At 71.6% G+C, this 20,203-nt stretch carries 22 protein-coding genes, 1 tRNA gene and 1 pseudogene; 16 read left to right on the top strand and 8 right to left on the bottom strand.

Annotated features, from left to right (window positions below; all coding sequences use genetic code 11):
* Window positions 1-37 precede the first annotated feature (37 nt).
* The 4 genes from WMR31_RS21220 to WMR31_RS21205 form a co-directional block, all read right to left on the bottom strand.
* Window positions 38-253 carry a hypothetical protein gene (locus WMR31_RS21220; RefSeq protein WP_340540916.1) on the bottom strand — a complete coding sequence of 72 codons (216 nt, stop codon included), beginning with the start codon at window positions 251-253 and terminating at the stop codon, window positions 38-40.
* A 160-nt stretch (window positions 254-413) separates the two neighbouring features.
* Window positions 414-992 carry a hypothetical protein gene (locus WMR31_RS21215; protein ID WP_340540915.1) on the bottom strand — a complete coding sequence of 193 codons (579 nt, stop codon included), beginning with the start codon at window positions 990-992 and terminating at the stop codon, window positions 414-416.
* Window positions 993-1,025: 33 nt separating this feature from the next.
* The gene (locus WMR31_RS21210) at window positions 1,026-1,583 is read right to left on the bottom strand and encodes a TetR/AcrR family transcriptional regulator (protein WP_340540914.1); all 558 of its coding nucleotides are present in this window, start codon (window positions 1,581-1,583) and stop codon (window positions 1,026-1,028) included.
* Entirely contained in the window at window positions 1,576-2,001 is a 426-nt protein-coding gene (locus tag WMR31_RS21205) for an SRPBCC family protein (RefSeq protein WP_340540913.1), read from the bottom strand. The genes WMR31_RS21210 and WMR31_RS21205 overlap by 8 nt, the downstream gene beginning before the upstream one ends.
* Window positions 2,002-2,040: 39 nt before the next feature.
* Here WMR31_RS21205 and WMR31_RS21200 point away from each other — a divergent pair, with 39 nt between their 5' ends.
* The 6 genes and pseudogenes from WMR31_RS21200 to nrfD all read left to right on the top strand — a co-directional run bounded on the left by WMR31_RS21200 (window position 2,041) and on the right by nrfD (window position 8,651).
* Window positions 2,041-2,967 (top strand): arginase family protein, encoded by a 927-nt coding sequence (locus tag WMR31_RS21200; RefSeq protein WP_340540912.1) that lies wholly within the window; start codon window positions 2,041-2,043, stop codon window positions 2,965-2,967.
* 20 nt (window positions 2,968-2,987) lie between these two features.
* On the top strand, window positions 2,988-3,350 hold the full coding sequence (locus WMR31_RS21195; RefSeq protein WP_340540911.1) for a hypothetical protein: 363 nt from the start codon (window positions 2,988-2,990) through the stop codon (window positions 3,348-3,350).
* 54 nt (window positions 3,351-3,404) lie between these two features.
* Window positions 3,405-3,965 (top strand): hypothetical protein, encoded by a 561-nt coding sequence (locus tag WMR31_RS22185; protein ID WP_510182521.1) that lies wholly within the window; start codon window positions 3,405-3,407, stop codon window positions 3,963-3,965.
* 12 nt (window positions 3,966-3,977) lie between these two features.
* Window positions 3,978-6,632: pseudogene (locus WMR31_RS21190) on the top strand (molybdopterin-dependent oxidoreductase); the annotation flags it as partial.
* Window positions 6,625-7,584, top strand: a complete 960-nt coding sequence (locus WMR31_RS21185; protein WP_340540908.1) for a 4Fe-4S dicluster domain-containing protein — start codon at window positions 6,625-6,627, stop codon at window positions 7,582-7,584. The pseudogene WMR31_RS21190 and the gene WMR31_RS21185, both read left to right, overlap by 8 nt.
* On the top strand, window positions 7,581-8,651 hold the full coding sequence (gene nrfD, locus WMR31_RS21180) for an NrfD/PsrC family molybdoenzyme membrane anchor subunit (protein WP_340540907.1): 1,071 nt from the start codon (window positions 7,581-7,583) through the stop codon (window positions 8,649-8,651). Before WMR31_RS21185 ends, nrfD begins: the two co-directional genes overlap by 4 nt.
* 8 nt (window positions 8,652-8,659) lie before the next feature.
* Here nrfD and selD read toward each other — a convergent pair whose 3' ends face one another.
* Complete coding sequence (gene selD, locus WMR31_RS21175) at window positions 8,660-9,649, bottom strand: selenide, water dikinase SelD (protein ID WP_340540906.1); 990 nt, start codon at window positions 9,647-9,649, stop codon at window positions 8,660-8,662.
* A 42-nt stretch (window positions 9,650-9,691) separates the two neighbouring features.
* On the opposite strand from selD, the gene WMR31_RS21170 reads away from it, so the two are divergent.
* The 5 genes from WMR31_RS21170 to WMR31_RS21150 all read left to right on the top strand — a co-directional run bounded on the left by WMR31_RS21170 (window position 9,692) and on the right by WMR31_RS21150 (window position 14,974).
* Window positions 9,692-9,787 (top strand) — tRNA-Sec (locus WMR31_RS21170).
* A gap of 30 nt (window positions 9,788-9,817) precedes the next feature.
* Complete coding sequence (gene selA / locus WMR31_RS21165; protein ID WP_340540905.1) at window positions 9,818-11,131, top strand: L-seryl-tRNA(Sec) selenium transferase; 1,314 nt, start codon at window positions 9,818-9,820, stop codon at window positions 11,129-11,131.
* Window positions 11,128-12,945, top strand: a complete 1,818-nt coding sequence (gene selB, locus WMR31_RS21160; RefSeq protein WP_340540904.1) for a selenocysteine-specific translation elongation factor — start codon at window positions 11,128-11,130, stop codon at window positions 12,943-12,945. The genes selA and selB overlap by 4 nt, the downstream gene beginning before the upstream one ends.
* 54 nt (window positions 12,946-12,999) lie before the next feature.
* Window positions 13,000-14,727, top strand: coding sequence for a hypothetical protein (locus WMR31_RS21155; RefSeq protein ID WP_340540903.1), 1,728 nt, complete (start codon window positions 13,000-13,002; stop codon window positions 14,725-14,727).
* Window positions 14,728-14,806: 79 nt separating this feature from the next.
* Window positions 14,807-14,974: a hypothetical protein gene (locus WMR31_RS21150; RefSeq protein ID WP_340540902.1), complete on the top strand. Its 168-nt coding sequence runs from the start codon at window positions 14,807-14,809 to the stop codon at window positions 14,972-14,974.
* A 17-nt stretch (window positions 14,975-14,991) separates the two neighbouring features.
* Here the strand turns inward: WMR31_RS21150 and WMR31_RS21145 are convergent, their stop codons facing one another.
* Window positions 14,992-15,360 (bottom strand): DUF1801 domain-containing protein, encoded by a 369-nt coding sequence (locus WMR31_RS21145; protein WP_340540901.1) that lies wholly within the window; start codon window positions 15,358-15,360, stop codon window positions 14,992-14,994.
* Between the two features lie 69 nt (window positions 15,361-15,429).
* On the opposite strand from WMR31_RS21145, the gene WMR31_RS21140 reads away from it, so the two are divergent.
* The 4 genes from WMR31_RS21140 to WMR31_RS21125 all read left to right on the top strand — a co-directional run bounded on the left by WMR31_RS21140 (window position 15,430) and on the right by WMR31_RS21125 (window position 18,244).
* The gene (locus tag WMR31_RS21140; RefSeq protein ID WP_340540900.1) at window positions 15,430-16,068 is read left to right on the top strand and encodes a TetR/AcrR family transcriptional regulator; all 639 of its coding nucleotides are present in this window, start codon (window positions 15,430-15,432) and stop codon (window positions 16,066-16,068) included.
* A 36-nt stretch (window positions 16,069-16,104) separates the two neighbouring features.
* On the top strand, window positions 16,105-16,635 hold the full coding sequence (locus WMR31_RS21135) for a putative immunity protein (protein ID WP_340540898.1): 531 nt from the start codon (window positions 16,105-16,107) through the stop codon (window positions 16,633-16,635).
* A gap of 115 nt (window positions 16,636-16,750) precedes the next feature.
* Window positions 16,751-17,116 carry a hypothetical protein gene (locus WMR31_RS21130; protein WP_340540897.1) on the top strand — a complete coding sequence of 122 codons (366 nt, stop codon included), beginning with the start codon at window positions 16,751-16,753 and terminating at the stop codon, window positions 17,114-17,116.
* 198 nt (window positions 17,117-17,314) lie between these two features.
* On the top strand, window positions 17,315-18,244 hold the full coding sequence (locus WMR31_RS21125; protein WP_340540896.1) for a hypothetical protein: 930 nt from the start codon (window positions 17,315-17,317) through the stop codon (window positions 18,242-18,244).
* A 165-nt stretch (window positions 18,245-18,409) separates the two neighbouring features.
* Here the strand turns inward: WMR31_RS21125 and WMR31_RS21120 are convergent, their stop codons facing one another.
* Complete coding sequence (locus WMR31_RS21120) at window positions 18,410-19,216, bottom strand: siderophore-interacting protein (RefSeq protein ID WP_340540895.1); 807 nt, start codon at window positions 19,214-19,216, stop codon at window positions 18,410-18,412.
* A 260-nt stretch (window positions 19,217-19,476) separates the two neighbouring features.
* Here WMR31_RS21120 and WMR31_RS21115 point away from each other — a divergent pair, with 260 nt between their 5' ends.
* Window positions 19,477-19,905 (top strand): hypothetical protein, encoded by a 429-nt coding sequence (locus WMR31_RS21115; protein ID WP_340540894.1) that lies wholly within the window; start codon window positions 19,477-19,479, stop codon window positions 19,903-19,905.
* A 22-nt stretch (window positions 19,906-19,927) separates the two neighbouring features.
* On the opposite strand, the gene WMR31_RS21110 is transcribed toward WMR31_RS21115, so the two are convergent.
* Window positions 19,928-20,203, bottom strand: a 276-nt coding sequence (locus WMR31_RS21110) for an HNH endonuclease signature motif containing protein (protein ID WP_340540893.1), incomplete at its 5' end; no start/stop codon positions are given.

The following is a 20,203-nucleotide window of genomic DNA, read 5'->3' as shown; positions in this document are numbered from 1 at the left end:
GCTCAACGCGGACGTTCGGCCTCCGCCATGCCACCCCTTACGAGGAGCCCCGACTCGCCTTGCGGTACGCCGCGCAGGCCACCAGGAACGCCACCAATCCGAGCAACAGGAGCGGCTCGTCGAAGAAGATCGCCAGCACCAGGACCGCCATGAGTGGGAGGGCGACGAGCAGGAACAAGCAGCCCACGCCGCCGACCAAGAGCTCTCGCCTCTTGCCGGCACCACTGGGGGACCGCGACGGCTCCGGCTCCACAGCGCGAGTCTAGGTGCGTGCTCGGGTGCCGGCGGGCGAGGCTTGTTACTGACCGTTGTGACCTCTGACCTGCTCTTGTAAGCGCAGGTCAGAGGTCACAACGGTCAGTAACAAGTCACAACGGTCGGTAACAAGCCTCCAGCCGGGACGAGCCGAGGGGTCAGTCCTCGCGGGGCGGATCGCCCGCCAAGACGTCCTCGCTCAGGCTCGCGACGGAGTAGCCGCCATCGTCCTGACGAGCGAACACGAGGATGGTCCAGAAGTCGTCCTCGGGCCAGAAGCGTCCTTGTGGGGGCAGGTCCTCGGTGGCGATGCCGACCTGGGCGGCGAAGGCCTGCGCGAGTGCGGGCAGGTGGTGGTGCTCCCAGCAGACGAGGAGCGAGCCCTCGGTGACTGCGAGGAACCGGGAGACGAGCCGAGGCTCGTGACCGCGCTCGACGGGGGTCTGTACCGACAGCTCGAGGCGACGCGCGAGCGGCGCGACGGTCTGGGTGGTGCGGTGGGACTCGGTCTGCTCGCCGTAGTCGGGCGCGAAGATCGCAGTAGGCCTGGCCAGCGGCGCCCCGGGATCGCCAGCGAAGAGCACCGCGATCGCGCCCGCCCGCTGCCAGCCGAGGGGCAGCAGCGAGTGCGCGTCGTGGCGTCCCTCGATGTCGACGCCGTGCGGCGGCGGCTTGGCCGGCGGGTCGGCCGGCTTCTCGCCGTGTCGGATCAGCATGACGAGGTCGGGCGCGGGCATGCGCCCATCCTCACCCAGGCGCGACCAGCACCACTAGCGCTGCCCGAGCTCGCGCCGGACCAGGTCGGTGAACTCCTCGATCGCTGCGTCGGCGGCGGCCCGGTCGCCGTCGATGAGCAGGTCGAAGATCAGCCCCTGCCCCACGGCGAGGGTCAGGCGCGCGAGCCGAGCCGCCTTGCCCGGATCGGCGTGCGCGGCGTAGACAGCGGTGAACTCTCGCAGCTGGGCGGCCACCATCACCTCGCCCAGCCCGGCCGCGTACGGCTCGCCGCGCATCGCGTGGGTGGCCAGCTCGAACCACAGCGGGCCGTAGGTCTGGGCATCCTCGACGGTCGCGTCCCAGTTGCGCCGGCCGGCGGCGAGGGGGTCGGACTCACCGGCGAAGAGCTCGGCGATCTGGGCCGCCTGCCCGGCCGCGATCGCCTCGATCACCGCGGCGAGGACGTCCCCGCGCGAGCCGAAGTGGTAGTGCAGCATCCGCTGGCTCGTGCCGATCTCGGCCGCCAGGGTGCGCAGGCTGGTGTCGCGGACGCCGTGCTCGGCGTAGTAGGCGACCACCTTGGCGAGCAGGGCCTCGCGCGCCTCAGCCACGCTCTGGCGCGATCGTGGCGAACGTGGTGGCCTCCGACTCCATCATCCGGGCGGCCTTGCGACCCATGAGCACCCGGACGATCGGGGCGAGGATCCCTGCCCACGACACCGTGAGGTCGACGCGCGAGCCGCCGTTCGCGACGGCGGTGACGGCGTGGCTGGCCGTGGTCGTGACGCCCGTCGAGCGCGCGGCCCAGGTGAACGAGGCGCCCGGCGTCCACTCGGTGATCTCGTAGGTGGCCGGTGGCAGACCCGGCTGGCGCACGGCGAACCGCGAGCCCGTCCCGACCGGCGCGGAGGCATCCTCCGGCACCACCGAGTCGAAGGTTGGCAGCCGGCCGGGCCACGCGAGGACGTCGCCGACGACCGCCCACAGATCGGTGACGTCGGCCGGGGAGTCAGCGTGCGTTCGCAACATGTATCAGATGATACACCCGCGGTGCCTAGTCTGGCGAGGATGAGCGAGCACGAGCAGGTTCGAGTCCACATCGTCGGAGCGGCCACCTCGGCCGCGGCACACGGTCCCGGTCAGGAACGCGCCCCCGAGGCATTCCGCGCTCACGGCCTGCTCGAACGGCTGACCGCAGCCGGTCTCGAGGTCATCGACCACGGTGACGTCGTCCACTTCCGGATGGAGCCCGACCCCGACCACCCGAAGCTCCAGAGCGCCGACCGGGTCATCGAGGCCGCCCGCACGGTCGCGGGCCAGGTCCAGCGCATCGCCCAGGCCGAGCCGGACGCCCGGATCCTCGTCCTCGGCGGGGACTGCTCGATCCAGCTCGGCGTGATCGCCGGTGCGAAGGCGGCCGCCGGCGCACCTCATGCCAGGGTCGGGCTGGCCTACGTCGACCTCGACTGCGACCTCACCTCGCCGCAGTCCGGCAATGGCATCGCCGACTGGATGGGCATCACCCACCTGCTCGACGCGCCGGACGCCGACGCGCGTCTGGCGAGCCTCGGCGGACCGCGGCCACTGCTCACCCGTCACACCTTGCGTCTCGTGGCCGCCGACCGCGCGAACGCCTACGAGCAGTCCCGGATCGACGACCTCTCGCTCACCCGCTACCTCTCGCAGCAGGTGGAGGAGCACACCGCCGACGTCCTGGCCGAGCTCGCCGCGTGGGCGGACGGGCTGAGCCTCCTCTCGGTCCACGTCGACGTCGACGTGCTCGACCAGACGGCGTTCCCGATCGCCGAGGAGCAGCGCAGTGACCCCGGGCTGAGCGTGGCCGGCCTCGGCCGCCTGGTCACCGGGCTCATGTCCCATCGCACGGCGCGGATCATCACCATCTGCGAGGTGAACCCCGATCGACCGGACGACCCGGCCTCCGCCTTCGCGGAGCTGAACACGATGCTTGCGGCGGCGCTGAGCGCGAGGCGGTGACGACCTGTCATCGTGTGCCCATGAGTTTCGATCTCGCCGTATGGGAAGGTCCGCGTCCGGCGTCAGACGAGGAGGCCGCGCAGGTCTACGAGCAGCTGATGGAGCGGATGGAGACGGCGATCGACGACGATCCCGTGCCGCCCAGCCCGCGGATCCGGAGCTACGTCGACGCCCTGCTCGCCAGGTGGCCCGACCTCACCGACGACGGCTCGGAGGACTCGCCGTGGGCCGATGGCCCGATGATCGCGAACGCCTTCGGGGAGGCCATCTACTTCTCGATGGTGTGGAGCCGCGCCGAGGAGGCCTCGGAGTTCGCGGCGCGGACCGCCGCCGAGCACGGCCTGGTCTGCTTCGACCCGCAGTCCGAGGCGCTGCGACCCTAGGTTCTCTGCCGCCGCCGAGAAGTCCCGGAGTGCGATCTGTCTAGACTGATGCGCATGTGGAGTCCGCTGGAGTGGCCGGTGCTCCGGCAGCTGCGCGGTGGCGACCCGACGGGACGCGGCGCGGCGGTCACCTCCGAGCGGACCCGCGAGATCCAGCCCCGCACCGCCACCGCCGATCGGGTCACGCAGAGTGTGTGTCCGTTCTGCGCCGTGGGCTGCGGGCAGAAGATCTACGTCAAGGACGAGCGCGTCATCGCCATCGAGGGCGACCCCGACTCGCCGATCTCGCGCGGTCGGCTGTGCCCCAAGGGCGCCTCAAGCGAGCAGCTGGTCAACAACCCGCTGCGCCAGACGAGGATCCGCTACCGGGCGCCGTACGCGACCGAGTGGACCGACCTCGACCGGGACACCGCGATCGACATGATCGCCGAGCGCTTCGTGGCCGCACGCCGCCACCACTGGCAGGACACCGATGAGCACGGCCGCCCGTTGCGGCGCACGATGGGCATCGCCTCGCTCGGGGGAGCCACCCTCGACAACGAGGAGAACTACCTCATCAAGAAGCTCTTCACCGCGGCGGGCGCGATCCAGATCGAGAACCAGGCGCGCATATGACACTCCGCCACGGTCCCCAGTCTGGGGTCCTCCTACGGCCGCGGCGGGGCCACCCAGTCCTTGCAGGACATGGTGAACGCGGACTGCATCGTCCTCATGGGCGGAAACATGGCCGAGGCGCACCCGGTCGGCTTCGGATGGGTCACCGACGCGATCGCGCGCGGCTCCCGAGTGATCCACGTCGACCCGAGGTTCACCCGTACCTCGGCGGTCTCTGACCGGCACATCGGGATCCGGGCCGGCACCGACATCGTGCTGCTCGGCGGCCTGATCAACCATGTGCTCACCCACGAGCTGTACTTCCGCGAGTACGTCGTCGCCTACACCAACGCCGCCACGATGCTCTCCGAGGACTACCGCGACACCGAGGACCTCGACGGCCTATTCTCCGGCTACGACGAGGAGCAGGCGCGCTACGACAACAGCACCTGGGCCTACGCGGACGCCGAGGGCCGATCCACCACGACCTACGGCGACGCCGCTCGCGACGAGACCCTCACCGACCCGCGCACGGTCCTGCAGACCCTCAAGCGGCACTTCGCCCGCTACACCCCCGAGATGGTGGCCCGCTCCTGCGGCATCACGCCCGAGGAGTTCGCCTACCTCGCCGACTCGATCGTGGAGAACTCCGGACGCGAGCGCACCACCTGCTTCGGCTACGCCACCGGCTGGACCCAGCACACGATGGGCGCCCAGATCATCCGTACCGCCGCCATCCTCCAGCTGCTGATGGGCAACGTGGGTCGTCCCGGCAGCGGCATCATGGCGCTGCGCGGCCATGCCAGCATCCAGGGCTCCACCGACATCCCCACGCTGTTCAACCTGCTGCCGGGCTACCTGCCGATGCCGTCGGTCGGCGTCCACGACACCTGGACCGACTACCTCGACGCCATCGCCTCCACCGAGCAGAAGGGCTACTGGGCCGACCGGGAGAACTACGTCGTCAGCCTGCTCAAGGCCTGGTTCGGCGACGCCGCCACCGCCGAGAACGACTGGTGCTACGACTACCTGCCCCGGCTCGACGGGCCGGCAGGCACCTACCAGACCACCGTCGAGATGCTCGAGGGCAACGTCGACGGCTACTTCGTGCTGGGCCAGAACCCCGCGGTGGGCTCGGCCAACGGGCGCCAGCAGCGGATGGCGATGTCCCACCTGAAGTGGCTGGTGGTGCGCGACCTCAACATGATCGAGTCGGCCACCTGGTGGCTCGACGGCCCCGAGATCGCCTCCGGCGAGCTGCGCACCGAGGAGATCGCCACCGAGGTCTTCTTCATGCCCGCGGCCACCCATGTGGAGAAGTCCGGCTCCTTCACCCAGACCCAGCGCTTGCTCCAGTGGCGCCACCAGGCGCTCGCGCCTCCCGGTCAGGCCGAGAGCGACCTCGACTTCTTCCTCGAGCTCGGCGCCCGGATCCGGGCCCGGCTGGCCGGCTCCGACGACCCGCGCGACCGACCGTTGCTCGACCTCACGTGGGACTACCCGAACGACGCCGAGGGCAAGCCCGACCCCGAGGCCGTCCTGCGGGAGATCAACGGCTTCTACGTGGGCGGACCCCGCGACGGAGAGCCACTGGAGGCCTACACGCAGATGCGCGCCGACGGCAGCACCGCAGGCGGTTGCTGGATCTACACCGGCGTCTACGCCGGCGGCGTCAACCAGGCCTCCCGGCGCGTGCCGCACGGCGGCGACTCGCCCAACCAGCACGAGTGGGGCTGGGCCTGGCCCGCCGATCGCCGCATCCTCTACAACCGGGCCTCGGCCGACCCCGAGGGGAGGCCGTGGAGCGAGCGCAAGAAGCTGGTGTGGTGGGACGCCGATCAGGGCATCTGGACCGGCCTCGACAGCCCGGACTTCCCGCTCGACCGTGCCCCGGGCGCCCGCCCGGACGCCGACGCCGTCGGTCCCGCGGCGCTCACCGGCGACGACCCGTTCATCATGCAGTCCGACGGGAAGGGCTGGCTGTTCGCTCCGAAGGGGATGGTCGACGGCCCGTTGCCCACCCACTACGAGCCGCAGGAGTCGCCGGTCGCCAACGCGCTCTATCCGCTCCAGCAGGCGCCGACCCGGGTGACCTTCCCGCGCACCGACAACCTCGACGCACCGAGCGCGGGCGCCCCCGGCTCGGACGTCTACCCCTACATCTTCACCACCTACCGGCTCACCGAGCACCACACCGCGGGTGGGATGAGTCGCTGGTCGCCGTTCCTGTCCGAGCTCCAGCCGCAGATGTTCTGCGAGGTCTCGCCGGCGCTGGCGGCCGAGCGGGGTCTGGTCAACGGCGGCTGGGCCACCATCGTCTCGGCGCGCGCCGCCATCGAGGCGCGGGTCCTGGTCACCGATCGGATGCGCCCGCTGATCGTCGACGGGCGCCCGGTGCACCAGGTGGGCCTGCCCTACCACTGGGGCGTCGGCACACAGGCCGTCGTCAGCGGCGACGCCGCCAACGACCTGGTCGGCGTCACGCTCGACCCCAACACCCAGATCCAGGAGTCGAAGGTGGCAACCTGTGACGTGGTGGCCGGACGCCGGCCGCGGGGCCGGGCCCTGGTCGACCTGGTGACCGACTACCAGCAGCGCGCGGGGGTCACCGTCGACACCGACAACGAACGGCCGATCCAGAAGCACTTCGACAACACCGAGGCGGGGGACAGCGGAGCTCATGGGTGACCCACGCACAGAGGTCGGCTGGCCCACCGTCGAGCCACGCAAGGGCTTCTTCACCGACACCTCGATCTGTATCGGGTGCAAGGCCTGCGAGGTGGCCTGCAAGGAGTGGAACCACAACCCGCAGGACGGCGACCTCGAGCTGACCGGCTGGTCCTACGACAACACCCAGGCGCTCGGCGCCTCCACCTGGCGCCACGTCGCCTTCGTCGAGCAGAGCCGCGAGCAGCTGGTGGCCGCCCGACGCAGCGGCCAGGCGCTGGTCGAGCTCGGCATGCCGACGGTGCGCAGCGACGACGCCGCCCCCGACAACGCCGCGGGCGACGTCACGCCGCCCGACACCGACGAGTTCCGCTGGCTGATGGCCTCCGACGTGTGCAAGCACTGCACCCACGCCGGCTGCCTCGACGTATGCCCCACCGGCGCGCTGTTCCGCACCGAGTTCGGCAGCGTGGTGGTGCAGGCCGACGTCTGCAACGGCTGCGGCACCTGCGTGGCCGGATGCCCCTTCGGCGTGGTGCAACGCCGCGACGACGGCACCGTCGGAACCGCCTCCCGCGGCTACGACGTGCCCAACCGGCACGTCGCCCAGAAGTGCACGCTCTGCTACGACCGGCTGCTCGACGACGGCGTCCCGGCCTGCGCGAAGACCTGCCCCACCACCTCGATCAAGTTCGGCGATCGCGACGAGCTTGTCGACGATGCCCGTCGCCGGGTGGCCGCCATGCACGCCGAGGGTCGCACCGAGGCACGGCTGTACGGGGCGAATCCCTACGACGGCGTCGGCGGCACGGGCTCGATCTTCCTGCTGCTCGACGAGCCGGAGGTCTACGGGCTGCCGCCCGACCCACGGGTGTGCACCGCAGACCTGCCGCAGATGTGGCGTCGCGCCGGTGCCGCGATGGCCGGCATGGCGGTCGCCGCGGCCGTCTCGTTCGTGATGGGCCGCCGATGAGCACCTCCGACTACGACCAGTTCCGTCCGCCCGAGCCCGAGCGACGCCGACGTCGCGGGTTCGGCGGGGGCAAACGGCGCCGCGGCGGCTCGACGGCCCGCGTCCCGGCGGACTCGATGGTGCCCGAGGTCGAGTTCACCTCCTACTACGGCCGCAACGTCGTCAAGCCGCCGCCGTGGGAGTGGCCGGTGGCGCTCTACCTGTTCACCGGCGGCGTCGCCGGTGCCTCCGGGGTGCTCGCGGCCGGAGCGCAGATCGCGGGACTCCCGGTGCTGCGGCGCAACACCCGGCTCGCCGCGCTGGCGGCGGTCGGCGTATCCGGTGCCGCACTGGTCGCCGACCTCGGCCGGCCCGAGCGCGCCCTCAACATGCTGCGCACCTTCAAGGTCACCTCGCCGATGAGCGTCGGCTCGTGGATCCTGACCGCCTTCAGCGCTCCGACCAGCCTCGCGGCGGTCGCCGAGCTGCCCATCCCGCTCGGCAGGCTGCGCAAGGTGGTCGACGTCCTCCAGGGGCCCGCCGGCCTGGCGGCAGGCGCGTTCGGCCCGCCCCTGGCCGGCTACACCGCCGTGCTGCTCGCCGACACCGCCATCCCGACCTGGAACGGCGCCCGCCAGCACCTGCCGTTCGTGTTCGTCTCCTCGGCCAGCCTGGCCGCGAGCGGGCTGGCGATGATCACCACGCCCTCCGACGAGACGGGCCCGGCCCGACGGCTGGCGGTGCTCGGCGTCGTCGGGGATCTGGTGGCGATGCGGGTCATGGAGGCTCACATGGACCCCGTCGTGGTCGAGCCGCTGCACGAGGGCAAGCCCGGCAAGCTGCTCCACCTCAGCGAACGGCTCGCGATCGCCGGCGGCATCGGGGCCCTCTTCGCGCGGCGCCGCTGGGTCGCGGTCGCGTCTGGGCTGGCGCTGATGGCGGCCTCGGCGTGCACGCGGTTCGGCGTCTTCGAGGCCGGACTGGAGTCGGCGAAGGACCCGCGCTACACCGTGGTCCCGCAGCGGCGCCGGCTCGAGGAGCGTCGCCGCCGGGGCGAGGTCGACGACTCGATCACCACGGTCGAGTAGCGGCCGGCCTACCGAATCGCGATGCCGGCGCCCTCGACGGTGTGTCCGATCACCGGATGGCCCGGCAGCTCGCCGACGACGAGCAGGCCCCCGGAGGTCTGGGCGTCGGCGAGCAGCAGCAGATCCTCCTCGGTGACCTCGCCCGCCGGGTCGAGGTGAGGCCGCACCCAGTCGAGGTTGCGGCGGGTGCCGCCTGAGACGAAGCCCTCGGCGAGGGACTCGCGGACGTCGTCGAGCACCGGCACCGCGTCCCGCTCGATCACCGCGCCCACGCCCGAGGCACGGCACATCTTGTGCAGGTGGCCGAGCAGGCCGAAGCCGGTGACGTCGGTGGCGGCCCGCACATCCGCCGCGAGCGCAGCGGCCGAGGCCTCGGCGTTCAGCGTGGTCATGGAGGCGATCGCCTGCTCGAACACTTCGCCGGTCTGCTTGTGCCGGTTGTTCAGCACGCCGACGCCGATGGGCTTGGTGAGCGTGAGCGGCATGCCGGGCGCGGCGGCGTCGTTGCGCAGCAGTCGGTCCGGGTCGGCCAGGCCGGTGACCGCCATGCCGTACTTCGGCTCTGGGTCGTCGACGGTGTGCCCGCCGAGCACGGGGCAACCGGCGGCGCGCCCGGCCTCGAGGCCGCCGCGCAGCACTTCGGTGAGGAGCTCCATCGAGAGCACCTCGCGGGGCCAGCCGACCAGGTTGATCGCCACCACCGGGCGCCCGCCCATGGCATAGATGTCGGACAGCGCGTTGACCGCGGCGATCCGCCCCCAGTCGTAGGGGTCGTCCACGACCGGGGTGAAGAAGTCGGCGGTGGAGAGGACCGCGGTGCCGTCGGCGATGCGCACCGCCGCGGCGTCGTCGCCGGCGTCGAGACCGACCAGGACGTCGGGGCCGCCCTGCCCGACCAGCCCGCGCACGGCGTCCTCGAGCTCTCCGGCCGGGATCTTGCAGGCGCAGCCGCCGCCATGGGCCAGACCGGTCAGCCGGACATCCGAGAGGGCCGTCATGTGGTCGAGCATAGGAGTGCCGACTAGGGTCGGGAGCGGCGAGGAGGCGTCTGGGTTCCTGGTGGTCCCCCCGGTCTTCAACACCGAGGAGGCCGAGCATCTCGGTCTGGCGGGTTCGATTCCCGTCCGCCTCCGCCACGAGACGAGCCGCGGCAGATCGGGGGAGTGGTGAGCCAGGACGATCCCCGCCGAGCCATCCCGCGTACCGACGACCTGCTGGCGCGTCCCGCGGTGCACGAGGCCGCCGCGCGACTCGGGGCCGATGCCGTGCGCTGGGTGGTCACGACCACCCAGGAGCGCGCTCGCCGCGGCGACATCGGCCCCGAGGCGGTGGCCGAGGTGGTCGAGTCCGAGCTGGCGGGCCGCACCGCCCTGTCGCTGCGGCCGGTGCTGAACGCGACCGGGATCCTGGTCCACACCAACCTCGGCCGGGCGCCGCTCTCCGCGGCAGCCCGGGACGCGGTGCACACCGCCGGAGGCTACGTCGACGTCGAGCTCGACCTGTCCACCGGCCGGCGCAGCGGCCGGGGGGAGGCGGCTCGCGCCGCGCTGCTCGCGGCGTGCCCGGACGCCGAGGATGCCCTCGTCGTGAACAACGGCGCGGCGGCCCTGCTGCTAGCCACCGCCGCATTGGCGGCGGGCCGGGAGGCGGTGATCAGCCGCGGCGAGCTGATCGAGATCGGCGCAGGGTTCCGGCTGCCGGAGCTGATCGAGTCCGGCGGCGCCCGACTGGTCGAGGTGGGCAGCACCAACCGCACCCATCTCGTCGACTACGTCGACGCCGTGGGCGAGCACACCGGCTGCGTGCTCAAGGTCCATCCCAGCAACTATCGGGTCGAGGGCTTCACGGCCGCGGTGTCGGTGAGCGAGCTGCACCAGGCGCTGCCGCAGACTCCCGTGGTCGCCGACCTGGGGAGCGGGCTCCTCCACCCCGAGCCGGCGCTCCCCGACGAGCCGGACGTGAGCAGTGCTCTGCGGGCCGGCGCCGCCCTCGTGCTCGTCAGCGGCGACAAGCTGCTCGGCGGACCGCAGGCCGGGGTCCTGTTCGGCCGAGCCGACGTCGTCTCACGACTGCGGTCCCATCCTCTGGCCCGCGCCCTCCGGGTCGACAAGCTGACCCTCGCGGCCATCGAGGCGACGTTGGTCGGCCCGCCCCCGCCGGTGCGCCGATGGCTCGCGGCCGATCCCGACGCCCTCCGGACCCGCACCGAACGGCTCGCCACGCGACTGCGTGATGGTGGGATCGACGTCGAGGTGGTCGCGCACGACGGCCGGGTCGGCGGCGGGGGCGCACCCGGTTTCCCCTTGCCAGGCTGGGCATTGCGGGTCCCGGTCGAGGTCGCCGCTGCACTGCGCACCGGTGAGCCGGCGGTCCTGGCTCGCCTCCACGACGGCGCCTGCCTGATCGACCTGCGGTGCGTGGAGGAGGCGGACGACGAGCGGTTGCTCACGGCCGTCGTCGTGGCGAGCGGGCGGCCATGATCGTCGTCGCCACGGCCGGGCACGTCGACCACGGCAAGAGCACCCTGGTGCGGGCGCTCACCGGCATGGAGCCCGACCGTTGGGCCGAGGAGCGCCGTCGGGGCCTGACCATCGACCTCGGCTTCGCCTGGACGGCGCTGGCCTCGGGCCGCGAGGTCGCCTTCGTCGACGTGCCGGGGCACGAGCGGTTCCTGACGAACATGCTTGCCGGGCTCGGGCCGAGCCCCGTGGTGCTCTTCGTCGTGGCCGCCGACGAGGGGTGGATGCCGCAGACCCAGGACCACCGCGACGCGCTCGCGGCCTGGGGGGTCGAGCACGGGGTGGTCGTGCTCAGCCGCTGCGACCGGGCGACGCCGGAGCAGCTCGACGCCGTCGAGCGGCAGGTGCGCGAGGGACTCGACGGCACGGGCCTGGCGGATGCGCCGCTCGTCTGGGTGGCGGCGGCCGACCCGGCCGACGCTGCCCGGGCCCGCGAGGTCGTCGGCGAGACGTTGGACGCCGTGCTGGCGACCGTGCCCGCCGGGCCGGAGGGCGGCCGCCTGCGACTGTGGGTGGATCGCTCGTTCACCGTGAAGGGAGTCGGCACGGTGGTGACCGGCACCCTCCAGGAGGGTGCTCTGGCGGTCGGCGACCGGCTGGAGGTGCACCGCACCACATCCGGGGGCACCCGACCGGTCGCGGTGCGGGGCCTCCAGACCCGCGGTCTCGAGGTCGAGCAGGTCGGGCCGGTGAGCCGGGTCGCGGTCAACCTGCGCGGCGTGGCTGCCGGCGACGTCCGGCGTGGCGACGCCCTGGTGCGCTCGGACGAGTGGACGATCGGCCACGAGATCGATGCGCGCCGGGTCAGCGGCGAGCCGTGGGACCGGATCCCGGGCCGACTGCACGCCCACCTCGGCACTGCCTCGGCCCCGGTCCGCGTCCGCGACTTCGACGACACCCACGCCCGACTCACCTTCGACGGCGACCTCCCCCTCACCCCGGGGGACCGGATCGTGCTGCGGCTGCCCGGCGACCGGATAGTCGGCGGTGCGCAGGTGCTCGACGTCGACCCGCCCGCGCTGCGCCGCCGCGGCGACGGTGCGCGCCGCGCCAAGCAGCTGGCGCAGGTGCCTCGCGACGGCGTCCCGGACGTGGCGGCCGAGGTCGCCCGACGCGGCGCGGTCACCCGCGCGGCCCTTCGGCGGCTGGGCGTTCTGACAGACCGCTCGCCTCGGGTCCCGCACGGTGTCGTCGTCTTAGGCGAGTGGTGGTGCGATCCCGCCGCGCTGGATCGCTGGGCGGTCGCGCTGGCGGCGCTGGTCGAGCGCACCCACGCGGCCGATCCGCTCGCGGTGGGCGTGCCACTGCCCGCGGCGACGTCCGAGCTCGGGCTCCCCGACCGGGCGCTGCTCGCCGAGGTCGCGCGCCGGGCCAGCGTGGAGTCGGCGGACGGCCAGCTGCACGCGACGGGCCACCACGGCGCACTGGGGGGCGCCGAAGACGCCGTGAACGCCCTGGTCGCGGACCTCGAGACGTCCCCGTTCGCCGCCCCGGGTCTCACCGACCTCGCCGAGCGCGGCCTCGGGGCCAAGGAGCTCGCCGCCGCGGCGCGAGCCGGCCGCCTGCTGCGGCTGCCCGACGACGTCGTCCTGCTGCCGAGCGCGCCCGCCCTGGCGATGCGCCTGCTCGCTCGGTTGCCGCAGCCCTTCACGACCAGCCAGGCGCGGGTCGCGCTCGAGACCTCCCGCCGCGTGGTGGTCCCGCTACTGGAGCACCTCGACGCCCGCGGCTGGACCCGGCGCCTGGACGGCACTCGGCGCGAGGTCGTCCGCTGACGTGGTATCGCAACCCGGTGGCGGCGCAGCCTCTCGGCAGGCGAGGATCGACGCGTGCTCACCCCAGTCCAGGCCGACCAGGCACTGCGTCGCCTGCGGATCGCGTGCCTGGGCCGCGACGCCGGTGAGCGCGTCGCGGTCGACGCCTGGCTGCGGGACCTGACGGCTCCGGAGCTGCTGCGCATCGACGGCCGGGCGCGGTTCTTCTCCTACGCGCGGGAGAATCCCCTCGAGGACGCCGGCCACTGGAACCCCGCCCTGGTGCGCGCGGACGTGCTGGCGGCGTGCGCGGCGTCGATGCATCCGGACGGGCAGCTACGGGAGCGAGCCGTCCGGCGTCTTGCCGGCACCGACGATCCGCTCGCCGACCGGTTCCTGGCGATGCGCGCGGTCGATCATGTGCCTTTGATCCGGGCGGCCGCGATGGCTGCCCTCATCGACCGGGCGGCCGCGCCCGGTGACGCCTCTGTGCCGCGAGCCGCTCGGGTGCTCGGCGTCCTGCTCCGCGTGCAGACGCGCCACCAGGGAGCCGAGGCGCTGGCCCGCTATGCCGCGGCGAGCGGTGCTCCCGGTTCGCTGGGCCCGATCGGTGAGCTCGTGTGGGTTGACGACGCCGTGGTCCGCCGCTTCGCCTACGGGGCCGTGCTTGCCGGCGACGCCGGTCGGCGGCCCTCGTCGAGCGACCTGGCCGGCCTCGTCGATGCCGAGACCGACCAGTGGTCGCGGCGGCTGCTGGCCGAGCACTGGGCGCGGCTGGACCCGACGGCGGCACGGGACGTCCTGCTGCATGGCCGCTATGTCGAAGGGCGACTGATCGCGCTCTCGCTGATCCCGGAGGAGTGCTTCGGCCGAGAAGATCTCGAACGACGGATGCTCGACCGGTCGCCTCGGGTCCGTGCGGCCGCACAGTGGCGCTACCGGCGCGCGGGGCACGACGCCGCGGCGTTCTACCTGTCTCGCTGGGAGATCGGCGACGGCGAGACGATCGATCGTGACCGGATCCTCGACGGTCTGCGCGAGACCGGGCAGCGCCTGTCGGAGCAGGAGGCGCGAGCGGCGCTGGCGAGCCCCCACGCTCGGGACCGGATCGCCGCCGTCCGGCTGTGGCCGACCGACCCACCTCCCGAGGCGCTGCTGCTCGACCTGCTCTCGGACCCCAGCCCGGCGGTGGTCCGGCTCGCCACGCAGCAGCTGTCGCACCTGCCGACCGTTCGCTACGACGATCTCGCTGCGGCCGCCGGCGACGACCAGGTCGGCCCCCGGCGTGCCGCCTGGCAGGTGCGCCGGCGACTCGGCGGCTGGTCCCGCGTCCGGGGCGACCTGGAGGCGATGCTGGACGCCGACCCGACCCTCGCCGAGCCGGCCGAGGCCGACCTGCGAATCTGGCTGGTCAGCGCCGCGGCGTCGACATACGCCCGGCTACTGCCCTCGGAGAAGGAGGCGATCGCCGGGCTGCTGAACGAGGTCGAGCTGGAAGCCCATCTGATCGAGCAGATCGCCTTCCACGCCGGGATCGCGCGGTCACGCTCCGGGCGAGACCGAGCCACAGCCTCGGTCTGGATCCGTCGGATGCCGGGCCTGCTGCCGGTCGGGCTCTACGAGATCGATCTACCGTCGGCCGACGGCGGGTGCGAGCGGGTACGCACCCGGAGACCGAGATCGGTGCTCACTGCGTTCGTCGGGACCGATCTCGCGCGGCGGCTCGTCGGGGAGGCGGACGAGCGGATCGCCGATCGGCAACCCTGGGCGGGATCAGACGACGTGTCGACCAGCGTAGTCTGAGCAGCAGACAGCCCGCGACTGGTTGGAGCCAGCCCCGGAGTAGGTCGGAGCGCTGCACCGAGTCATCGACCCGGCTGCGGTGGCGCTGCTCGGTCTCGGCGTGGTCGTCATGGATCTCGGTCGCCGAGCCCGGCGCGCCGACCGGGCACGCGTGCTGTCTTGCTATGTCGCGGGCAGCTCCCTGTGGGTCGCCCTGGGGCTCGGGTTCGTGCTGGTCGGGCTCACGGTCGGAAGACCGACGCCCTAGTGGCCCGTCGCTAGGAGTCACCTCTTCGCCGCGTTGTATGCGGCGGCACGCTTCACTAGGGCCTTGAACGATCGCTTGTTGAGCTTGTCGCCCTCGGCGAGGTCGATCGCACGCCAGTGCTTTCCGTTACCGGAGGCGAGCAGGCCGGTGGGGTCCTCGAGGTGTGCCCCCTCGGGGAAGGTCAGCTTCACCTTGGCCTTGTGGGCGTTGCCGACTGCGACGATGCCGTCCTGCTCCCACACCGGGCTGCCCATCCACTTCCACTCCTCCTCGACGTCGGGGAGTGCCTCGCGGATCAGCGCGCGGACCTCGGCGAGCATCGGGCCACGCCAGTCGTCGAGTCCGTCGATCAGCTCGTCGATCTTCTTCGCCGCATCGCTTCCCATGACGCCCCCTCGCTGTCTTGATGTGAAATGAGAGTAGCGCTCTCATTTCGTTCTGGCTAGGGTGCGGTCATGGCCGCCCGCGGGTCTCGCCGGGTCGGCGAGGATGAGCAGGAGCGCACGGTTCGGGCGCGGGCGGCGGTGGTGGCAGCGGCCACCGATCGGTTCGTCGCGCATGGCTACGCGGCGACGTCGATCGGCCAGATCAGCGCGGACTCCGGGGTGCCGAGCGCCACTGTGTACCGGCTGTTCGCGACCAAGCTCGGGATCTTGAGCGCGGCGATGGACGTCGCGATCGCGGGCGATGCCGATCCGGTGCCCGTCGCACAGCGGCCGGTGGTCGAGGCGGCGCTGGCCGATGAGACGCCCCGCGGGAAGGTGGCCGGCTTCGTGTCGATCATGGTCGCGATCAACCAGCGGATCAGCGCGTTGTACTGGGTCGTCTTCCGGGCTGCCGACGTCGACGAGGGAGCCCGCGATCTGCTCCACTCGCTCGACTCGCAGCGCTCACGCGGGCAACGCCAGTTGGCTCGCGCCCTCGACGAGAGCGGTGCTCTCGCGCCAGGGATGTCCCTCCCCGAGGCCGAGGATCTGATCCACGCACTGATGTCGCCCGAGACCTTCCGGCTCCTCGTCACCCAGCGCGGCTGGTCCCCCGATCGCTACGCGGACTGGCTCACCGACGTCCTGACGCACCAGCTCCTCGGCTGAACGGGGGAGGGAGCCGCCGCGTGCGACGATGCCGTGGTGGCCTCGCCCCAGACCCTGACCGAACCTGACCGCCGGCTCCTCGCCGGGTGGGCAGCGCTGTGCGCCGAGCACGTCCTGGCGTTCTTCGAGGCCCCGGCAGAGGCAGACGCCCAGATCCGCGACGCACTCGATCGGGCCAAGGCCTTCGCGCGCGGCGAGAGTACGACGGACGCCGAGATCGCCAAGCGGATGATCGCCGTCAAGGCAGCCAGCGCGGCCATCACCCCGGCCGGCGCGGCCGCGGCTCGTGCGGTCGGCCAAGCCGCAGCGGTCGCCCACATGGGCGCCCACGCGCTGGGTGCCGCCGCCTACGCCGTCAAGGCGAGATCCCTGGCCGCCGGCGGTCCGGCCGCAGATGAGGAGCTGCACTGGCAGCTGACCCACCTTGGCAACGACGAACGCGCGGCCCTGGCCCGCCTGCCCGCCCTCGGGTCGGATCGCAACGGCCCGCTCGGCCCCGGTCTGCTGAGCCGCGGCATCCTCGGCGACACCATCCGGACCATTCAGCGGCAGATCGTGGTGCCGTAGCCCAGGACGCACAGGCTTCACGCGAGGGGCGCCGGTCTCGGCCGTCGCGACCTCCGGTTGTTTGGCGCGACTCGAAGGAGGGCATCCGATCAACCGGGACAAGGGGAGGGTGAGGATGTCGCAGATCGAGATCAGGATGTCCGCGATCTACCACGCGGCGCACGTGGCTTTGCCGGCTGAGGCATCCAGCTTCAAGAGCAACGCCGACCGGATCACCGGCGCGATCGAGCCGATCGCGGCTCAGGTGGCGCTGGCGGGGAACCATCCAATCGGTACCGACCACGCCGACATCTCCGTCGAGCTCTTCACCCATCTGCGAGCGATGGTGCGCACGTTCAACGACAGTGCGACCGCCTTGGACGCCATCGCCGACGACTTCGTCGCGGTCGACGGGTCTGCGGGTGCATGGTTCGCCCACCACCAGCAGTATGTCGGCGACCCAGATATCGTCGACGACCCCGACACTCCTGAATTGTCTTGACATGGCGATCATCGATGAGCTCGGTCCGCTGTTCGAGGAGATTCCCTCGCTGCTCGGCGAGCTAGCGGGCAACGAGGCCGCTTGGGAGATCCTGCGGGGTCAAGAGGAGCAACATCTGGGCGACGGATGGATCCGCGAACCGGGCTACTTCAAGATCCCGGGAACCTACGGCTTCGAGACTCCGCCCTCTACGTCGCGATGCACCCGTACCACCCGGACTGGGACTCTTCGACGGTCAACAACGCGCAGCGCGAGCAACTGGTGCAGGACGCGGTCACCGCGGCGTGGAACGAGGCGAAGCGACGGTGGACGATAGGCACTTTGCCGATCGTCTATCGCTCGGCCAGTCAGAACATCTGGGAGCCGGACCCCGTGAGCGTGGCGTCGGGTGCGAGCAAGTTTGGCGAGTTGACCATGTTCCTGCACCGGCAGACCGCGCCGGAGGTTGGATGGGCGGCTCCCGGTGCGCCGAACGCGCCAGAGTGGCTCACCAACCTGCATGCCCACTGGCCAGCGACGTCGCGCAGCTCGGAGTCGTTCTACGACTTCTGGAACAACGTCAACGAGAAGTGCAGTCTCTACCTGCACGCGGCGGCGCGCCTGGCCTCGACCGCTGCGCAGGTCGCGGCGGCGATCTCCGACTATCAGGTGAACCTCCTGGAGGCGGCTCGCGCCGCGCGCACGAAGATCGTGAGAGCGCTGGAGTTGTGGCGGGATTTCCAGGACGACGACGGATCCTGGCCGGTCGGCACCGAGACGATCGATCATGGCGCGTTCCCCGGGATCATGGGCGGCGTCAGCTACGCGACCGGCGTCATCAGCCTGTTCCCGCCCGCTGCGCCCATCGCTGGCCCGATCAGCGTCGCCGCAGGCACCCTGTCCTACATCTTCGCCGGCGGCGAGCGCACCGTGTATGCCTCGGGACGATTCGATCGTGCCAGAGAGATCCATGAGGGCTTCATGACCGACCTCGGAGGCCTTGATGCCAATCTGAGGGGCGCTCTCGACGCCATTCGCACCCAGCCTCCGGCGGATACCTCGACCACGGGGTCGCAGAGCTTCCAGAGCTACGCCGTGGACGTCGTCGGCAACCGCGTCGACTGGACGCCACCGACGGTCGTGCTCTGAGTCGCAGGCCAGCCCTGCGGCTCAGGATCCTCCGCGATCGTGCGGTCGATAGAGGCGGCCGATAGTCCGGGTCCCGCTCTCGCCGAACCGGACCAGCCCGATCACCGCACCGTCGTCGGTCTCGATCGCGAACTGCTGCAACTCGGGCGGACCGACGGAGAAACCTCAGTCGAAGGTCTCCGCGTTCATCTCGCGCACCCAGCCGGCCTTGATGGCGCGCCACTCCTCGTCGTCGTGTCCGCGGCGCCAGTAGGGCGAGCAGGAGAGACGTTCGGGCTCGACGAGGCGCTCGCCCAGCAGGACTCGGCGGACGGCGCGGGTCGCGGCGGCCTCGCCGTGCACGAAGGCGCTCACGACGCCCTCGGGTCGGGGGAGCGCCGCCACGGCGTCGGCGAGGAGGTCGTCGAGACGGTCCTCGTTGCCGGCCCGGTGCACCCAGACCACGGTGAGGTCGCCGGGCGAGGTGAGCTCGACCTCGCCGTCGCCGTCCTCCACCTCGACGACGGCGACGACGGACCGGCCCTCGGGTACGGCCTCGGCGCTCGCGGCGATCGCGGGCAGCGCACTCTCGTCGCCGACCAGCAGGAAGTAGTCGGCCTCGGCCGGCGGGTAGTAGCCGCCACCGGGTCCACGGAACTGGAGGCGGTCACCCGGCTTCGCGTGCAACGCCCAGCGTCCGGCATAGCCCACCTCACCGTGGGTGGCGATGTCGAGCGAGAGCTCGCGCCGCTCAGGATCCCAGGCACGCACGGTCATCCGTCGCCCGAAGGGCCGCTGCTCGCGCGGCAGGTCGCGCACCGCGTCGGCGTCGAAGGGCACGCCGTGGGTCGCTTCGTCGCCGAGGAAGAAGCAGTTGACGTACTGGTCGGTGTCCTCGACCGGCTCGAAGCCGTCGAGTCCCTCGCCGCCGAGCACCACGCGAATCAGTTGCGGCGACAAGACCTCGGTCGAGACGACTTCTCCGTAGACCACGCGCTGCTCCTTCGATGCCGGAAGACTTAGGTAAACCTAACTTATCTGGGCAATGGCGGGGAATCGACGGAGACTGTGACGATGCGCTATCTCGTGCTGGTTCTGCTGACCTGTGTCGTCCAGCTGTTTGTTCCTGGGGTGTCGTCGGCGGTCGATCCATCCACGACAGGCACGGCGAACACTTCGAGGCCTGCGGTTCAAGCGCCGCGAACGACCTCACACTTCGGGTGCGCGGCTGTGGCGCGTGCCGGATCCAAGCGGTGCAGAACCTGGACGGCGATGTCAGCTACTCGAGCAGGTTGGTTCGAGTGCGCGACGGCGAGGTCTCGTGGGTCGTGCCGACCCGTAGGACCCAGAACATGGCCTTCTTGGTCTACGCACCCTTCGACGAGCTCGGATATCCGATGGTCGCCGTCACCGGCTTCAAGGGTCGCCCTGAAGGCGCCCACATCGCACCGGCATACCCACGCAAGAAGCGTGCCGTGTCCGGCTGCTGGAGGGGTACCCGAGCGACAACCATGACGAACACGCTGCGGGTGCGGAAGGTTCGACTGCGCAATCCGATCGTGGGTCCAGGTCGCTTCGACAGTGCTGCCGGGTATCTCGTGCGGACTTTGTCGAGCAAGCCGTACTGGGTCCGGACGAGGCACGCCGCCTTCCATGTCAGCGATCCATCGATCTGCGAGTAGCGAAGGTGCCTCGACTGACTGCCTAAGTTCGCAGTGGGTGCTGTTGTCCGGTGGCGTGGAGTTGGTGGTGGTGGAAGGGGCAGTGGAGTCGGGCGTCGTGGGTGTTGGTGTCGCCGCCGTCTTGCCAGGGGTGGGTGTGGTGGACGTGGCAGAACGCCGCGGGGGTGTCGCAGCCGGGTGTTTGGCAGTGCTGTTGTTCGAGGCCGATCGCGTGGCGTTGGGCGGGGGTGTGGAAGCGGCGGGTGCGGCCGAGGTCGAGGACCTCGCTCCTGGCGCCGAGGACAGCGGGAATGACCCC

It is taken from the genome of Nocardioides epinepheli (assembly GCF_037936805.1).
Classification (GTDB): Bacteria; Actinomycetota; Actinomycetes; order Propionibacteriales; family Nocardioidaceae; genus Nocardioides.
Note: the sequence above shows the minus strand (reverse complement) of the source record. Positions and strands in the feature narration are given on the sequence as shown.

Bases quoted from the DNA above. Each gene is read 5' to 3' on its own strand.
- WMR31_RS21130 (WP_340540897.1), top strand. From the start codon at position 16,751: ATGTCGCAGATCGAGATCAGGATGTCCGCGATCTACCACGCGGCGCAC.
- WMR31_RS21145 (WP_340540901.1), bottom strand. From the start codon at position 15,360: ATGGGAAGCGATGCGGCGAAGAAGATCGACGAGCTGATCGACGGACTC.
- WMR31_RS21215 (WP_340540915.1), bottom strand. From the start codon at position 992: ATGCCCGCGCCCGACCTCGTCATGCTGATCCGACACGGCGAGAAGCCG.
- WMR31_RS21195 (WP_340540911.1), top strand. From the start codon at position 2,988: ATGAGTTTCGATCTCGCCGTATGGGAAGGTCCGCGTCCGGCGTCAGAC.
- WMR31_RS22185 (WP_510182521.1), top strand. From the start codon at position 3,405: ATGTGGAGTCCGCTGGAGTGGCCGGTGCTCCGGCAGCTGCGCGGTGGC.
- nrfD (WP_340540907.1), top strand. From the start codon at position 7,581: ATGAGCACCTCCGACTACGACCAGTTCCGTCCGCCCGAGCCCGAGCGA.
- WMR31_RS21200 (WP_340540912.1), top strand. From the start codon at position 2,041: ATGAGCGAGCACGAGCAGGTTCGAGTCCACATCGTCGGAGCGGCCACC.
- WMR31_RS21185 (WP_340540908.1), top strand. From the start codon at position 6,625: ATGGGTGACCCACGCACAGAGGTCGGCTGGCCCACCGTCGAGCCACGC.
- WMR31_RS21205 (WP_340540913.1), bottom strand. From the start codon at position 2,001: ATGTTGCGAACGCACGCTGACTCCCCGGCCGACGTCACCGATCTGTGG.
- WMR31_RS21125 (WP_340540896.1), top strand. From the start codon at position 17,315: ATGCACCCGTACCACCCGGACTGGGACTCTTCGACGGTCAACAACGCG.
- selD (WP_340540906.1), bottom strand. From the start codon at position 9,649: ATGACGGCCCTCTCGGATGTCCGGCTGACCGGTCTGGCCCATGGCGGC.
- selB (WP_340540904.1), top strand. From the start codon at position 11,128: ATGATCGTCGTCGCCACGGCCGGGCACGTCGACCACGGCAAGAGCACC.
- WMR31_RS21140 (WP_340540900.1), top strand. From the start codon at position 15,430: ATGGCCGCCCGCGGGTCTCGCCGGGTCGGCGAGGATGAGCAGGAGCGC.